This window comes from Stenotrophomonas sp. 116085_Sma (assembly GCF_056479585.1).
Genome location: NZ_CM151057.1, coordinates 1245400 through 1259421, shown reverse-complemented (window position 1 = coordinate 1259421; position 14022 = coordinate 1245400). Strand labels below are relative to the sequence as shown.

Below are 14022 nucleotides of genomic sequence, written 5' to 3'. Positions count from 1 at the left end.
GGGGGCACGTCCGGGCGGGGTGGCCCATGGTAGAGGATTGGCGGCGACGATTCCGGGTGCAGGATGAACGGGCATCAGGCCTCGTGCTGCGACAGCACTGCTGCAGCCCGCGCCGACTCATTCGCCATAGCTGGCGGTGTTCTTGCCCTGCCGTTTGGCGTGGTAAAGCGCACGGTCGGCCAAGGCCAGCCAATCCTCCACGCTGCCGCCGCGCGGCGTGGCGGCAATGCCGATGCTCACGCTGAACTCCACCCCTGGCGTAGCCTGCCGCGCCGCTTCGAGCAGGTGCAGGCGGACCCGCTCGGCTACGTGCATCGCATCCACGGGCGCGCAGTCGTGCAGCAGCACGACGAACTCATCGCCGCCCAGGCGCGCCGGTGTATCACCGGGCCGGGCGAAGGCGCGCAGGGTCGAGGCGATGTGCCGCAGTACTTCATCACCAGCGCGGTGCCCGTGCGAATCATTGATGCGCTTGAAGTCATCCACATCGAGCATCAACAGGCAGGCAAAGCCGCCCTGCCCCTGCGCCTTGTCCAGCGCCTGCTGCGCACGCAGGATCAGGAAGCCGCGATTGGCCAGTTCGACCAGCGGATCCATCCGGCTCAGGCGCTGCAGCTGGCGGTTCTGCGACTTCACCCGACGCGCCAGCTGCCAGCTGAGGATGCTGAGCCCGATGCCATAGACGAACAGGAACGGCACGCTGAGCACGATCGTGCGTTGCGACGACACGGGTTGGTAAGGAAACCCGAGCGCCCACCAGGTGAGCGCGAAGCCCACCACCAGAGCCAGCGTGGCCCGCATCGCCAGGCGCACGCCGCCGGCCGCGATCTTGTCGGCCACCAGCAGTGCGGCGAACAACGCGCTGGGTACGGCGCTCAGGGCCATGAACGCGATCCAGCCGCCGCCGAACAAGGAGTCGGCCACCATGCAGCGGAACTGGACCGCAGCCGGCTTGCGCGAGCGTTGGGTCAGCACCAGCGCCAGCGCCGGCCATGCCAGCGCATTGAGCAGCAACAGGACCCAGGGCAGCGCGCCATCTTGGCGCTCCAGCATGATCGAGCCGATGGGAATCGCGCCCAAGCCATTGCCCACGAAGCGCATCCAGCCGATGCGCCGTGCCGCGCCGACGCCTTCGACCGCGACCTCCGTCGAGTCAGTCAAGAACGGCATTGCCGACCCCCCTGCGCGATCGCACGTTCCACCCCGGCCCCTGCCGGGCTGCCAGTCGTGAGTCTGACAGCTTTACGTCAATTCGGGATCAAGGACTCGAACCTGCAGCGTCCCTGGCCTCACCTGGGCCCAGGCGCCGCCGTCGACCCCCGCACCATCAGGCTGAAATCCAGCGTCTGCTGCAGCGGCACATCCGCGTGTTCGATGATGGCAAGCAGCAGGTTGACCGCGCGCTCACCGATTTCCCGCATCGGCTGCCTGATCGTCGTCAGCGGCGGCGTGAGGTAGCGCGAGGAGGCCAGATCGTCAAAGCCGACGATGGACAGCTCGTCCGGCACGCGGATGCCCCGGTCGCGGCAGGCCGCCAGCGCACCCAGCGCCATCTGGTCGCTGAAGCAGAAGACTGCGGTCGGTGCCGACGCATCGGCCAGCAGCGCCACGACCGCGGCATGCCCGGATTCCACCGAAAAGTCGCCCGGCACCACGCTCAGCTTGCGCAGGCGGCCGCGCGCCTTGCCGGCTGCCCGCACCCCCTCCAGACGTTGCTGGTGCAGAGGATTATCCGGCGGCCCGCCGACCACGGCGATCCGTTCATGGCCCAACGCGTACAAATGCTCCATGACAGCGTGTGCAGCGGCGGCATTGTCGATGTGCACACTGGGCAGGCCCAGCGCGGGGTCGAACTCGCATCCGTTGACCACCGGCGCAGCAGCTCCCCTCTGCTGGACAATCTCGCGCGCCGTCGGTGGCAGGCGATGGCCGAGCACGATCATGCCGTCGGCCTCGTTGCGCCGGAGCATCTGCGCGTAGCGCTCCTCGCGGTCGGGTTGGTCCTGGGTATCGCCCAGCAGCACCGCATAGCCGACAGCCTGTGCGGCGTCTTCCGCCCCCTGCAGGATCTGGGCGAAGAACGGGTTGGCGATATCCGGTACCGTGACCAGGATCTTGCCGCTGCGCTGGGTCTTGAGCGTGCGCGCGACCGTATTGGGCACGTAGCCCAGCGCTGCGGCGGCCTGCTCGATGCGTGCGCGCGTCGCCGGCAGCACCTTGTCCGGCCGCGAAAGTGCACGTGACACGGTGCCGGCAGAGACGCCGACGTGCTTTGCAATGTCGTAGATGGTGGCCATGGCGTTAGTTCTCCTGCCCGCTGTGCAGTGCACAACAGGTCCTGCGTGAGCCCCTGCTAGGATAATGCAATCGATTGCATCGAGGGCGAATCACGTTGAAGACGCTCAAGGGTCCAGCGCTGTTCCTGGCGCAGTTCATCGGCGACACAGCTCCTTTTGATCGGCTGGACACGCTGGCCGGCTGGGCCGCGGGCCTGGGCTATTCTGGCGTACAAGTGCCGACCAGCGCGCCCCACCTGTTCGACCTGGCCGAGGCCGCACGCAGCCAGGCGTACTGCGACGACCTTGCCGGCATGCTGGCCGGGCAGGGTGTGCAGATCACCGAACTGTCCACCCACCTGCAGGGGCAGCTGGTCGCCGTCCATCCCGCCTATGACAGCCTGTTCGACGGATTCGCACCGCCGGAAAAGCGCGGCGACCCGGCCGCGCGCCAAGCCTGGGCAGTGGAGCAGCTGCTGCTGGCAGCCAAGGCCAGCCAGAGGCTGGGACTGACCGCACACGCGACCTTCTCCGGCGCACTGGCCTGGCCGTACTTCTATCCCTGGCCGCAGCGCCCGCCCGGCCTGGTGGAAGAGGCCTTCGCCGAACTCGGCCGGCGCTGGCGCCCGATCCTCGATGCCTTCGATGACTCCGGCGTGGACCTGTGCTTCGAGATCCACCCCGGCGAGGACCTGCACGACGGCGCGACCTTCGAGCGCTTCCTCGACGTGGTCGACCATCATCCGCGCGCGAAGATCCTGTACGACCCCAGCCACCTGCTGCTGCAGCAGATGGATTACCTCGGTTTCATCGACCGCTACCACGCGCGCATCGGCATCTTCCACGTCAAGGACGCGGAGTACCGCGCCAGCGCCAGCAGTGGCGTGTATGGCGGCTACCAGGACTGGATCGATCGCCCGGGCAGGTTCCGCTCACTCGGCGACGGCCAGATCGACTTCAAGTCGATCTTCTCGAAGTTCGCGCAGTACGACTTCCCCGGCTGGGCGGTACTGGAATGGGAGTGCTGCCTGAAACACCCGGAGGACGGCGCACGCGAGGGCGCGGCCTTCATCCGCGACCACATCATCCGCGTGACCGAACGCGCCTTCGACGACTTTGCCGACAGCGGCACCGACGCTGCATCACTGCACCGCATGCTGGGACTCTGAGCCGATACCGCCCCGGGAGGGCAAGCCATGACGCACGCCATGTCGCGCTTGGGCGCGATGATGTTTCTGCAGTTCTTCATCTGGGGAGCGTGGTTCGTGACCTTGGGCACCTACCTGGTGCAGGGCCCGCTGCAGGCCAGCGCCAGCCAGGTGGCGACGGCCTTCCTCAGCCAGTCCATCGGCGCCATCGTCGCACCCTTCCTGGTTGGCCTGATTGCCGATCGCTACTTCGCCGCGCAGCGCATCCTTGCGGTCCTGCACCTGGCCGGCGCAGTACTGCTTTGGATGGCCTCCACAGCGGACAGCTTCAGCACGTTCTCCGCCTGCGTGATGGGCTACATGCTGCTGTTCATGCCGACGCTGGCGCTGGCCAACAGCGTGGCAATGCGGCACATGCAGTCGCCGGAGAAGCAGTTCCCGCTGGTGCGCGTGGCCGGCAGCGTCGGCTGGATCGTGGCCGGTGTGCTGATCGGCTGGCTGGGCTGGGAACAGGCGCATCGGCTCGAACTCACCTTCCAGATGGCGGCGGTGGCATCACTGGTGCTGGGGCTGTACGCGTTCACCCTGCCGCACACGCCGCCGCTGGCGAAGCAGCGCGATGCCGGCCTCGGGCAGATTCTGGGGCTGGATTCGCTGCGGTTGCTGAAGTCACGCGCGTACCTGGTGTTCTTCCTGGCCTCCATCGCCATCTGCATCCCGCTGTCGTTCTACTACAACTTCACCAACCCGTACCTCAATGACCTGGGCGTGCGCGGCGCTGCGGGCCTGCAGTCGCTGGGCCAGGTGTCCGAAGTGCTGCTGATGCTGGCGATGCCATTCCTGTTCGTGCGGCTGGGGGTGAAGACGATGCTGGCGGTGGGCATGGCTGCGTGGGTGCTGCGCTATGCCCTGTTCGCCTTCGGTGATGCCGGTAGCGGCTTCTCGCTGCTGGTGATCGGCATCGTGCTGCACGGCATCTGCTACGACTTCTTCTTCGTCACCGGCCAGATCTACACCGATGCGCATGCCGGCCCCGACGCGCGCAGCAGCGCGCAGGGCTTCATCACCCTGGCGACCTATGGCGTGGGCATGCTGATCGGCACCTTCCTGTCCGGTGCGGTGGTGGAGCACTTCACCACGGCGGCGGGACCTGACTGGCAACAGATCTGGCTGTTCCCGGCCGGTGTCGCGCTGGTCGTGCTGATCGCCTTCCTGCTGCTGTTCCGCGACCGGCCGCTGGTCGCAGCCGCACCGTCTGCGTCCCGAGGAATCCAGTAGATGGCGACGCTTGGAATCGCCATCGTCGGCACCGGCATGATTGGCGCCGTGCATCGTCGCGCGGCGCTGTTGGCCGGTGCGCAGATCCGCGGCGTGGCCGCCTCGTCCGCGCAGCGTGCACATGAGGTCGCGCAGTCCTGGAATGTCCCGCGCGCCTATCGGGACATCGACGAGGTCATCGCCGATCCGCAGGTGCAGGTCGTGCACGTCTGTACGCCCAATCATCTGCACCGGCCGATGGCACAGGCCGCATTGGAAGCCGGCAAGCACGTCATCTGCGAGAAGCCGCTGGCCACCTCGCTGGAAGATGCACAGGCGTTGGCTGCGCTGGCCGCCTCGCGCGGCCTTGTGGCCACGGTACCCTTCGTCTACCGCTACCACCCGGTGGTGCGCGAGGCGCGCGCACGCATCGCACACGGCGAGCTGGGGCCGCTGCACCTGATCCACGGGAGCTACCTGCAGGACTGGCTGCTGGACCCGGCCAGCAACAACTGGCGCGTGGATCCGGCACTGGGCGGTACGTCGCGCGTGTTCGCCGACATCGGCTCGCACTGGTGCGACCTGGTGGAATGGATCAGCGGCGAGCGCTTCGCCGAGGTCAACGCGGCGTTCGAGACGGTGATCGCCGAACGCGGCGCCATCACCGGTCAGAGCTTCAGCACGCCCACAGCCAGCGACGCGATGCAGACGGTCACCAGCGAAGACGTGGCCGCGGCGATGTTCAGGACCGGTGCCGGCACACTGGCGTCATTGACGGTCAGCCAGGTCTCCGCAGGACGCCACAACCGCCTCTGGTTCGAGATCGACGGTGCCAGGGCCAGCGTGGCCTTCAACCAGGAGGATGCCGAGCGGCTGTGGATCGGAAGACCTGGCCAGCGCGAGGAGATCTTCGTGCGCGGTCCTGGTGCAGGCGGTGTCGAACAACGGCGGCTGTCGGTGCTGCCGGCCGGTCACGCGCAGGGCTACGGGCATTGCTTCGAGGCGTTTGTCGCCGACACCTATCGCGCGATCGACGGCGAACGGCCCGAGGGCCTGCCCACTTTCAACGACGGCGTGCGCTCGGCACGGATCGTCGACCGCGTCATTGCATCGGCCAGGACCCGCGCCTGGACCACCATCGATTGAATCCCGGGAGGAACGCTTGATGAACACCCCTGTTCGCAGAACCGCAGCCCTCGCACTCCTGTTGTTCGCTGTGCTGCCCGCCTTTGCCGGCGAAGCCCCCGCGCCGCAGATGCCGATCGCGGTGCAGATGTACTCGCTGCGCAACGCCGGCTCGCTCGACCAGCAGTTGAAGATCGTCCACGACGCGGGCGTGCACGCGGTGGAAACGGTGGGCACCCAGGGCGTCAGCGCCAGCGAACTCAAGCAGCTGCTGGACCGGTACTCGATCAAGGCGATCTCCTCGCACGTGGCGCTGGCCGAGCTGCGCAAGGACCTGGACGGCGTGGTGGCCTTCAACCGCTCGATCGGCAACACCACGCTGGTCGTGCCCTACCTGGACGCGAAGGACCGGCCCACCGATGCGGCGGGCTGGACCGCACTGGGCCAGGAGCTGGGCCGGCTGTCGAAACAGGTGCGCGCCAAGGGCATGCGCCTGGCCTACCACAACCACGACTTCGAGCTGGTCGACTTCAACGGAAGGACCGGCCTGGAACTGCTGTTCGCTGCTGCCGGCCCCGACCTGCAGACCGAACTGGACCTGGCCTGGGTGGCGCGCTCCGGACACGACCCGGCGGTGATGCTGGGCAAGTTCCGTGACCGCCTGTTCGCGGTGCACGCCAAGGACAATGCGCCCAAGGGCCAGGCCCGGGACGAAGGTGGATTCGCCGCCGTCGGCCAGGGCGTGCTGGACTGGAACGCGATCCTGCCAGCCGCGGCCGCCGCGGGCGTGCACTGGTACATCCTCGAACACGACCAACCGCGTGATCCGGCCAAGGTGATCCAGACCGGTGCGGACTACCTGCGTGAACACCTGACCGTCAGCCCGCACGCCAGCGCACAACGCTAGCCCGCGAAGGAGCCCCCGCTTGAAGACGATGCTGAAACTGGCTGTGATGCTGTGTGGCGCGACGCTTGCCACCACTGCCTGGTGCAAGGACGATCCTGCCGCCGGCGCCAAGCTCTACAGCGCGAACTGCATGGCCTGCCACGGCGCTGATCGCGCCGGCATGCCGGGTGCGTTCCCGGCGCTCACCGATGTCAGCAAGCGCCTGGATGCCGCGCAGATCAAGGACAAGATCAGGAAGGGCGGCGGACTGATGCCGCCCTTTCCCCAGCTTTCGCAGCAGGAAATCGACGACATCGCCAGTTACCTGGCGAAGTAGTCGGCGGGTGTTACAGCTCGCGCACCCAGATGTTGCGGTAGCTGACCCTGGAATCATGCTCCTGCAGATAGAGCGGCGCGCACGCGTGGGGTGAGTACGACGGTGCGCCGATATACTCGGTCCTGCCCGCCAGCACGGTGTCATCCTGCACCAGCACGCCGTTGTGCAGCACCGTGATGCGCGCAGGCGAGACGAGCCCGCCGCCCGGCGAGAAGCGCGGCGCCTTCCAGATGATGTCGTAGGCCTGCCACTGGCCCGGTGCGCGCGAGGCGTTCACCCGTGGCAGGGCCTGCTTGTAGATCGAACCGGCCTGTCCATTGGCGTAGGTGGGGTTGTTGTAGCTGTCGAGCACCTGCAGCTCGTAAAGTTCCTGCAGGAAGATGCCGCTGTTGCCCCGGTTCTGGCCGTCAAAGCCCTTCGTCTCGGTGGGGGTACGCCATTCGACATGCAGCTGGACGTCGCAGAAGCGTTGCCGGGTGCGGATGCCCTTGCTGCCCGGCACCACGGTCATCGCGCCATCGGCGATCTTCCAGGGCACAGGCCCACCCTGCTCTGCCTCCCATGCGGAGGCATCCCTGCCATCGAACAGCACGATGGCGTCGGACGGCGCCTTGCCCGCGGGCGTCGCCACGACTGCGGGCACCGGCGTCCACACCTCGGTCTTCTTCGGATCGCGTGCAGGATCGGCAGCGTCCTGCGCGAGGGCAGGTGCAGCAGCCAGAAGGCCAGCGGCGATCACCAGAGCCCTGATCATCACGGTCTCCATCAGCTGGTTCCCCATGCAGGCGTGCCGGGGGTATAGGCCAGGTCGCCGTCATAGCGACCCGGCACGGCGACGTACTGCAGCACGCCGGTCGCACCGACTTTGGAAGTGAAGAAGCCGAAGATGGCCAACTGCTTGATCATCGTGAAGTAATGCGGCATCGCTTCGCCCTCTTCTGGTGTACCGGTCTCGGTCACGTCGGCAGGACGTGCCTTCGCTTCAGCGTCCAGCGTTCGCAGCAACCCGGTGCGGGCTTCCGGTGTGAGCGATACGAAGCGGCCACCTGCGCGTTTGTCGATGTCGGCCAGGCCGGCGCGAAACGCCGCCTGCTGCCGGGCGGTGTAGCAATCGCTGACGAATGTCGCCATGAACAACCCGGCACCGGCGTCCTTCGCGCCAGGTGTCCGGGTCCGCGGCAGGATGGTCTCGGCGATCTCGTCCAGCGTGCCGACATCGGCATCGGAGAAATGGATCTTCGTGGCGCCCGCCGGTGCCTGCCCCTGCACAAGCGCAGGCAATCCAACCATGGCCGCGCCGGTGGCGGCGACGATCATCTTCAGCAGTTCGCGACGATCCATCACAGGTTCCCCGCTTTCAGTTCGCGCACGGCATGATCGGCGGCCCGCGCGGTCAGCGCCATGTAGGTCAGCGACGGATTCACGCAGGCGCTGGAGGTCATGCAGGCGCCGTCGGTCACATAGACGTTGGGCGCATCCCAGACCTGGTTGTGTGCGTTCAATACGGAGCTCCTGCGGTCACGTCCCATCCGTGCCGTTCCCATTTCATGAATGCCCTTGCCCGGGGCGTAGTCGTTGTCGTGCATCTTCACGTCCTTGACGCCGGCCGCTTCCAGCATCTCGGCCGCGTCGGCGGCCATGTCCTTGCGCATCGCCAGTTCGTTGGCACGCATGGCAACGTCCATCGCCAGCACCGGCAGCCCCCACTTGTCCTTGCGGTCGTGGTCCAGGCGGATTGTATTGTCGTGGTGCGGCAGCATTTCACCGAACCCGGTCATGCCGATGCGCCAGTCACCCGGCACGGTCAGCGCTTCCTTCAGGTCGGCGCCGATGTTCAGCTCGGCGATCTCGCGCGACCAGCCGTTTCGGCTGGCACCGCCCTGGTAGCCGAACCCGCGCAGGTAGCCACGCTTGTCGGCTGCGACGTTGCGGAAGCGCGGAATGTAGAAACCGCAGGGACGGCGGCCGAAGTAGTACTTGTCTTCGTAGCCCTCGACCCGGCCCGAGGCACCCGCACCGAAATGATGATCCATCACGTTGCGCCCCAACTCACCGGACGAAGAGCCCAGCCCGCCGTCCCATACATCGGTCGCCGAATTCATCAGCAGCCACGTCGAGTTGAACGACGACGCATTGAGGAAGATCACCTTGGCGGTGTACTGGTAGGTCTGGCCGGTTTCGGCGTCGATGACCTCCACGCCACGCGCACGCTTGCGATCCTTGTCATAGAGCACTTCCTTGACGATCGAGAACGGACGCAAGGTCAGGTTGCCGGTCTTCATCGCCGCTGGCAGCGTCGCCGCCTGGGTCGAGAAGTAGGCACCGAAGGGACAGCCCAGGATGCACTTGTTGCGGTACTGGCAGTTGACGCGGCCCTGCTCGGGCATCGGCTTGGTGATGTTGGCGGTGCGCGAGTGGATCATGTGCCGCGTTCCGCCAAAGGCCTTCTTGATACGTGCGGCCACATCCTTCTCGACGATGTTCAACGGGATCGGCGGCAGGAACTCGCCGTCCGGCAGCACATCAAGTCCCTCGCGCGTACCGGCGATGCCGGCGAACTTCTCGACATGGTCGTACCACGGCGCGATGTCGGCATAGCGGATCGGCCAGTCGGTGGCGATGCCGTCCTTGAGGTTCGCCTCGAAATCCAGATCGGAGAAGCGATAGCTCTGCCGCCCCCACAGCAGCGAACGGCCGCCGACATGGTAGCCACGGAACCAGTCGAAACGCCTGGTCTCGATGTAGGGCGAGTCCTGTTCGTTGGCCCACATTCCTTCCAGGTTCTCGGCCAGGCCGTAGTCACGCATCAGCACCGGGAACGCGGCCTTCATCGCCTGCGTCGGACGGTTGCGATGCGGGAAATCCCACGCCTCCTTCATCGCGTTGACGTAGTCCTTGACGTGCTCGATGTTGCGACCGCGTTCCAGCATCAGGACCTTCAGGCCCTTTTCGGTCAGCTCCTTCGCCGCCCAACCGCCACTGATTCCCGAGCCAACAACGATGGCGTCGTAGTGATTATCTGCCATGGGTTTCTTACCTGGGTGGATATCGTTTCAGACGTCGCAGAGGCGGATCGCCTCGCGCAATGAGGCAACGGGATCGGGGGCTGCAGGCGTGAACTCCTGCGCCAGATACCCCTTGAAACCTGTGTCGCGGATCGCGCGACAGATGGCCGGATAGTGGAGCTCCTGCTGGTCTCCGATCTCGTTCCGGCCAGGCACGCCTGCGGTGTGGTAATGCTTGAAGCAGGCGTGGTGTTTTCCAATGGTGGCGATGATGTCGCCTTCCATGATCTGCATGTGATAGATGTCGTAGAGCAGGCCGAAGTTGTCCGAGCCCAGCCGCTGGCAAAGCTCTACGCCCCACGCAGAGTGGTCGCACAGGTAGTCGCGATGGTCGACCCTGGAGTTCAGCAACTCCATCACCAGCACCACGCCGCGCTTCTCGGCATGCCCGAGGATGCGCTTGAGGCCAGCCTCCGCATTGGCCATGCCTTCCTGCGGATCCATACCGTTGCGGTTGCCGGAGAAGCAGATGAGATTACGGTAACCGGCATCGGCGACCAGATCGATGTGCCGCGTGTAGCGCTCCACCAGCTGGTCGTGGAACTCACGCCCGGCAAAGCCCTTGGTCAGGCCCAGCTCCGCGCCGTTGCACATCGAGCTGTAGACACCATTCGCCTTCAGCGTGGGCCAGTCTTCCGGGCCGACCAGGTCGATTGCGGCAAAACCTATGTCCTTCACCGTCGCGCAGAGTTGGGCGACGGACAGCTGCGGGAAGGTCCAGCGGGCGACGGAGTGCTTCAGGTTGCCCTTGAGTTGCGCCGTGGCGGCAAACGCAGGCATCGTCCCCGCGGTACACAGGGCCACGCTGCTAGCGACGGCCATGCGCAACGCATCGCGCCGCGTGAGCCCCCTCGAAAGAACCGGTCTGATCGAATGGATGGACATCCACCTACCGGCCTCCCAACCGGTATCAAACGCAACGATTCACAGCAATGCAATCGATTGCACCATAGGGGAGGAATTTGTCTGTTTGCAAGTCGCGGTGCACGAAAACTGATGCTGCGAAGCACAACTCCGCAGGAATTGTGGACAAAGGAAAGCCCCGTATGAGGCGGGCTTTCTTTCTGGGCGGTGGCAGCGGGACGACGCGTGTTGGCTACAGGGTCGAGACCGTGCCCCCGTCGATCCGATACTCCGTTCCGGAAATCGACGCAGACCGGGGAGACGCCAGGAACGTGATCAGATCGGCCACCTCCTGCGGAGCCGCGGGACGCCCCACCGGGATCCCCCCGAGCCAGTCCATGACCAGCCTCTTGCCATCCTCATAGTCGGTTCCCGCTTCTGCCGCGATCCGTTCTGCAAATTCCCGGGACGCCTCTGTCTCGATCCAGCCCGGCGCAACACTCAGCACGCGCACGCCCTTGGGGGTGACCTCTCTTGAAAGCGACTTGCTATACGTCGTAAGTGCCGCTTTGGCCGCCGCGTAAGCGGTAGTGGACTCCGGCAGAGGCAGCATGCGCTGGATCGAACTGACGTGGATGATCACTCCGGCGCGCTGCGCGAGCATTGCTGGCAGCAAGGCGCGATCCAGACGAACCGCTGGCATCAGATTGAGGTTCAGCTCGGCAAACCAGTGCGCATCACTGATCGCCGCGAAGCCGCCGCTGGGTGTCTTTGATCCCCCCAGCACATTGACCAAGATGTCTGCGCCGCCCCACGCCTGCAGCACGGCGTTGGCGAAGATGCCGGTGCCCTCGGCCGTCGACAGATCGGCTGCCACGTACGCGACCCCTTCGAACGGCCGCGCCGGCAAGCTGCGCGCAGACGTCATCACCCGGGCCCCAGCCTCGGCCAGGGTCCTGACCACCGCAGCCCCCACACCCAACGTGCCGCCGGTTACCACGACCCGCAGGCCACCGAGTTGAAGATCGAAGCTCATGCCGTGATCTCCAGCGCTGCGATCAGGCCTCGTTGCAATTCGAAACGGTAGGTCAGCTGGATCGGGCTGCCTGGGAAATTGCCACTGACAGTGGCGCGGACAACGTGACAGTGTTCCTGCCGCGCGATGGCGCATGGCATGCTGGTGGCACGGTACTTGGCCGATGCCTCGGCCAGGAAGACCTTGATCGCGTTGACGCCGGTGAGCGTGTGCCCGTCGTCCTTTAGGATCGCCTGGGTGGTGAAGCAACGCCCGAGGGCTTCGGGGTCATGTTCGGCCGCGAAGTACGCGGCAATGGGCTCTGGGAGTGTCAGTGCATTCATTGCTGGGCTTCTGCAGTGGTGAGGCGCTCAGGATGTGCACGCAGGCCAGTTAAGTGAATGCCCTATAATCCGAATGGGTTATGTCGAAAAGCCTACCTAATGCGCGGATCCGAGTTCACTGAACTGAAGGCCTTCGTGGCGGTGGTGGAACGCCAGAGCTTCGCGCGGGCTGCGGAACATCTGGGGGTATCGCCCTCGGCGCTGAGCCAGACCATCCGTCAACTGGAAGGCCGCCTCGGCACCCGCCTGCTCAATCGCACGACCCGAAGCGTCGCGCCATCAGCGAGTGGCGGGCGACTGTACGCACGCATAGCGCCGCTGTTCGAGGAGTTGGCCGTAGCGGTCGCTGAAACCCGCGAGGCGACCGGACGGGTGAATGGGACGCTGCGCATCAATACGCTGGGCATCGCCGCGAGAACACTGATTGCCCCGCGGCTTGCCCGCTTCCATCAGGTCTACCCCGATGTCGTGGTCGACATTGTGGTGGACGACGCGCTCAGCGACATCGTCAGTGGGCGGTTTGATGCAGGCATCCGCGTGGGCGGGCAGCTCGAGAAGGACATGGTGGCCATCCGCCTCACTCCCGACCTGAACATGGTCGCCGTGGCGTCACCGGATTACGTCGCACGCCGTGGAACGCCGCGATCTCCAACGGAACTGCAGGACCATGCCTGCATCAACTGGCGGCTGCAGAGTGACGGCAGGCAGTATCGATGGGAGTTCAAGAAGCGAGGCCGTCACCTGGAGGTCGCCGTGGACGGTCCTGTCGTCACCAATCACGCTGACGTCGGGATTGCGGCGGCACTTGCCGGCCTTGGAATCGCCTATCACTTCGAGCAGGATCGCGTGGGCGAACTGCTGGCCCAGGGATTGCTGGTACGGGTACTGGCGGATTGGTCGGTCTCGCGCCCCGGGCTTTTTCTCTACTACCCGAACAGGCGGCATCGCCCCGCCCTGCTGGGGGCGTTCATTGATTGCCTGCTGAACCAGGGTGTGTTCGGCAATCAGTGACAACATCGAGGAACGTCCGCATCGCCGGCCGTCAGACAACAGGATCCCGGCAGGGCCTCAAAAACGACAAGGGCCCCAGGCAGACATGCCAGGAGCCCTTGTCGGGATGCACCGAGGGTGCGCTTAGAACGGAATATCGTCGTCAGCGAAGTCGTCCATCGGCGGCGCCTGCTGCGGCTGCGGGCGCTGGTTGCCACCCTGGTTGCCGTAGCCACCGCCCTGGTTGCCGCCCTGGTTGCCATAACCACCACCCTGGCCGCCACGCTGGCCGCCGCCACCGCCGTACTCCTGGCGCGGGGCCTGCTGGCGCTGCGGACGATCGCCGCCGTAGTTGCCACCACCACCGCCGCCGCCACCGCCACCGCCACCGCCTTCACCGCGGCCGCCCAGCATCTGCATTTCATCGGCGATGATGTCGGTGGAGTACTTCTCCACGCCGTCCTGGCCGGTGTACTTGTCGTAACGCAGGCTGCCTTCGACGTAGACCGAGCTGCCCTTGCGCAGGTATTCGCCAGCGATCTCGCCCAGCTTGCCGAAGAACACCACGCGATGCCATTCGGTGCGTTCCTGCTGGTTGCCGTCCTTGTCCTTGCGGACGCTGGTGGTGGCCAGGCTGATGCGGGTGATCGCCATGCCGCCCTGGGTGTACTTCACGTCCGGGTCGTTGCCGAGATTGCCGACCAGGATGACTTTGTTGATGCCGCGCGCCATAGGT

General features: G+C 65.7%; 15 protein-coding genes. 6 read left to right on the top strand and 9 right to left on the bottom strand.

Translation table 11 applies throughout. The features are described 5' to 3' along the window. Positions 1-117 precede the first annotated feature (117 nt). Positions 118-1170: a diguanylate cyclase gene (locus tag ACZK0Z_RS05830; protein ID WP_197632810.1), complete on the bottom strand. Its 1053-nt coding sequence runs from the start codon at positions 1168-1170 to the stop codon at positions 118-120. A 119-nt stretch (positions 1171-1289) separates the two neighbouring features. Then, positions 1290-2297 carry a LacI family DNA-binding transcriptional regulator gene (locus ACZK0Z_RS05825; RefSeq protein ID WP_197632811.1) on the bottom strand — a complete coding sequence of 336 codons (1008 nt, stop codon included), beginning with the start codon at positions 2295-2297 and terminating at the stop codon, positions 1290-1292. Between the two features lie 95 nt (positions 2298-2392). Between ACZK0Z_RS05825 and ACZK0Z_RS05820 the strand changes: the two genes are divergently transcribed. From ACZK0Z_RS05820 to ACZK0Z_RS05800, 5 genes are read left to right on the top strand one after another with little or no spacing between them, the layout of a single operon-like run. Beyond that, positions 2393-3445, top strand: a complete 1053-nt coding sequence (locus ACZK0Z_RS05820; protein WP_197632813.1) for a TIM barrel protein — start codon at positions 2393-2395, stop codon at positions 3443-3445. Positions 3446-3472: 27 nt separating this feature from the next. Then, positions 3473-4702 (top strand): nucleoside permease, encoded by a 1230-nt coding sequence (locus tag ACZK0Z_RS05815; protein WP_100443778.1) that lies wholly within the window; start codon positions 3473-3475, stop codon positions 4700-4702. Further along, positions 4703-5827, top strand: a complete 1125-nt coding sequence (locus ACZK0Z_RS05810; RefSeq protein WP_197632815.1) for a Gfo/Idh/MocA family oxidoreductase — start codon at positions 4703-4705, stop codon at positions 5825-5827. A gap of 19 nt (positions 5828-5846) precedes the next feature. Next, a complete protein-coding gene (locus tag ACZK0Z_RS05805; RefSeq protein ID WP_197632817.1) occupies positions 5847-6713 on the top strand; it encodes a TIM barrel protein in 867 nt (288 codons plus the stop codon). A 28-nt stretch (positions 6714-6741) separates the two neighbouring features. Beyond that, positions 6742-7029, top strand: a complete 288-nt coding sequence (locus ACZK0Z_RS05800; RefSeq protein ID WP_404830725.1) for a c-type cytochrome — start codon at positions 6742-6744, stop codon at positions 7027-7029. A gap of 10 nt (positions 7030-7039) precedes the next feature. Here the strand turns inward: ACZK0Z_RS05800 and ACZK0Z_RS05795 are convergent, their stop codons facing one another. From ACZK0Z_RS05795 to ACZK0Z_RS05770, 6 genes are all read right to left on the bottom strand, one after another. Continuing rightward, entirely contained in the window at positions 7040-7810 is a 771-nt protein-coding gene (locus ACZK0Z_RS05795) for a 3-keto-alpha-glucoside-1,2-lyase-like domain-containing protein (protein ID WP_197632821.1), read from the bottom strand. Beyond that, positions 7795-8370: a gluconate 2-dehydrogenase subunit 3 family protein gene (locus ACZK0Z_RS05790; RefSeq protein ID WP_197632822.1), complete on the bottom strand. Its 576-nt coding sequence runs from the start codon at positions 8368-8370 to the stop codon at positions 7795-7797. The genes ACZK0Z_RS05795 and ACZK0Z_RS05790 overlap by 16 nt, the downstream gene beginning before the upstream one ends. After that, the gene (locus ACZK0Z_RS05785; RefSeq protein WP_197632824.1) at positions 8370-10055 is read right to left on the bottom strand and encodes a GMC oxidoreductase; all 1686 of its coding nucleotides are present in this window, start codon (positions 10053-10055) and stop codon (positions 8370-8372) included. Before ACZK0Z_RS05785 ends, ACZK0Z_RS05790 begins: the two co-directional genes overlap by 1 nt. Before the next feature lie 27 nt (positions 10056-10082). Then, the gene (locus ACZK0Z_RS05780; RefSeq protein WP_197632826.1) at positions 10083-10979 is read right to left on the bottom strand and encodes a TIM barrel protein; all 897 of its coding nucleotides are present in this window, start codon (positions 10977-10979) and stop codon (positions 10083-10085) included. Between the two features lie 211 nt (positions 10980-11190). Next, complete coding sequence (locus ACZK0Z_RS05775) at positions 11191-11973, bottom strand: oxidoreductase (protein WP_197632827.1); 783 nt, start codon at positions 11971-11973, stop codon at positions 11191-11193. Next, positions 11970-12296, bottom strand: coding sequence for a nuclear transport factor 2 family protein (locus ACZK0Z_RS05770; RefSeq protein ID WP_197632829.1), 327 nt, complete (start codon positions 12294-12296; stop codon positions 11970-11972). The genes ACZK0Z_RS05775 and ACZK0Z_RS05770 overlap by 4 nt, the downstream gene beginning before the upstream one ends. A 57-nt stretch (positions 12297-12353) precedes the next feature. Between ACZK0Z_RS05770 and ACZK0Z_RS05765 the strand changes: the two genes are divergently transcribed. Continuing rightward, on the top strand, positions 12354-13307 hold the full coding sequence (locus tag ACZK0Z_RS05765; protein ID WP_414489319.1) for a LysR family transcriptional regulator: 954 nt from the start codon (positions 12354-12356) through the stop codon (positions 13305-13307). Positions 13308-13430: 123 nt separating this feature from the next. Here ACZK0Z_RS05765 and ACZK0Z_RS05760 read toward each other — a convergent pair whose 3' ends face one another. Then, entirely contained in the window at positions 13431-14018 is a 588-nt protein-coding gene (locus ACZK0Z_RS05760) for a single-stranded DNA-binding protein (protein ID WP_197632830.1), read from the bottom strand. Positions 14019-14022: the final 4 nt, after the last annotated feature.

Excerpts from the sequence above, each read along its gene's own strand:
- ACZK0Z_RS05760 (WP_197632830.1), bottom strand. The coding sequence starts at position 14,018 with ATGGCGCGCGGCATCAACAAAGTCATCCTGGTCGGCAATCTCGGCAAC.
- ACZK0Z_RS05800 (WP_404830725.1), top strand. The coding sequence starts at position 6,742 with ATGCTGAAACTGGCTGTGATGCTGTGTGGCGCGACGCTTGCCACCACT.
- ACZK0Z_RS05825 (WP_197632811.1), bottom strand. The coding sequence starts at position 2,297 with ATGGCCACCATCTACGACATTGCAAAGCACGTCGGCGTCTCTGCCGGC.
- ACZK0Z_RS05785 (WP_197632824.1), bottom strand. The coding sequence starts at position 10,055 with ATGGCAGATAATCACTACGACGCCATCGTTGTTGGCTCGGGAATCAGT.
- ACZK0Z_RS05830 (WP_197632810.1), bottom strand. The coding sequence starts at position 1,170 with ATGCCGTTCTTGACTGACTCGACGGAGGTCGCGGTCGAAGGCGTCGGC.
- ACZK0Z_RS05790 (WP_197632822.1), bottom strand. The coding sequence starts at position 8,370 with ATGGATCGTCGCGAACTGCTGAAGATGATCGTCGCCGCCACCGGCGCG.
- ACZK0Z_RS05765 (WP_414489319.1), top strand. The coding sequence starts at position 12,354 with ATGCCCTATAATCCGAATGGGTTATGTCGAAAAGCCTACCTAATGCGC.
- ACZK0Z_RS05805 (WP_197632817.1), top strand. The coding sequence starts at position 5,847 with ATGAACACCCCTGTTCGCAGAACCGCAGCCCTCGCACTCCTGTTGTTC.
- ACZK0Z_RS05775 (WP_197632827.1), bottom strand. The coding sequence starts at position 11,973 with ATGAGCTTCGATCTTCAACTCGGTGGCCTGCGGGTCGTGGTAACCGGC.
- ACZK0Z_RS05795 (WP_197632821.1), bottom strand. The coding sequence starts at position 7,810 with ATGGGGAACCAGCTGATGGAGACCGTGATGATCAGGGCTCTGGTGATC.
- ACZK0Z_RS05780 (WP_197632826.1), bottom strand. The coding sequence starts at position 10,979 with ATGTCCATCCATTCGATCAGACCGGTTCTTTCGAGGGGGCTCACGCGG.
- ACZK0Z_RS05810 (WP_197632815.1), top strand. The coding sequence starts at position 4,703 with ATGGCGACGCTTGGAATCGCCATCGTCGGCACCGGCATGATTGGCGCC.
- ACZK0Z_RS05770 (WP_197632829.1), bottom strand. The coding sequence starts at position 12,296 with ATGAATGCACTGACACTCCCAGAGCCCATTGCCGCGTACTTCGCGGCC.
- ACZK0Z_RS05815 (WP_100443778.1), top strand. The coding sequence starts at position 3,473 with ATGACGCACGCCATGTCGCGCTTGGGCGCGATGATGTTTCTGCAGTTC.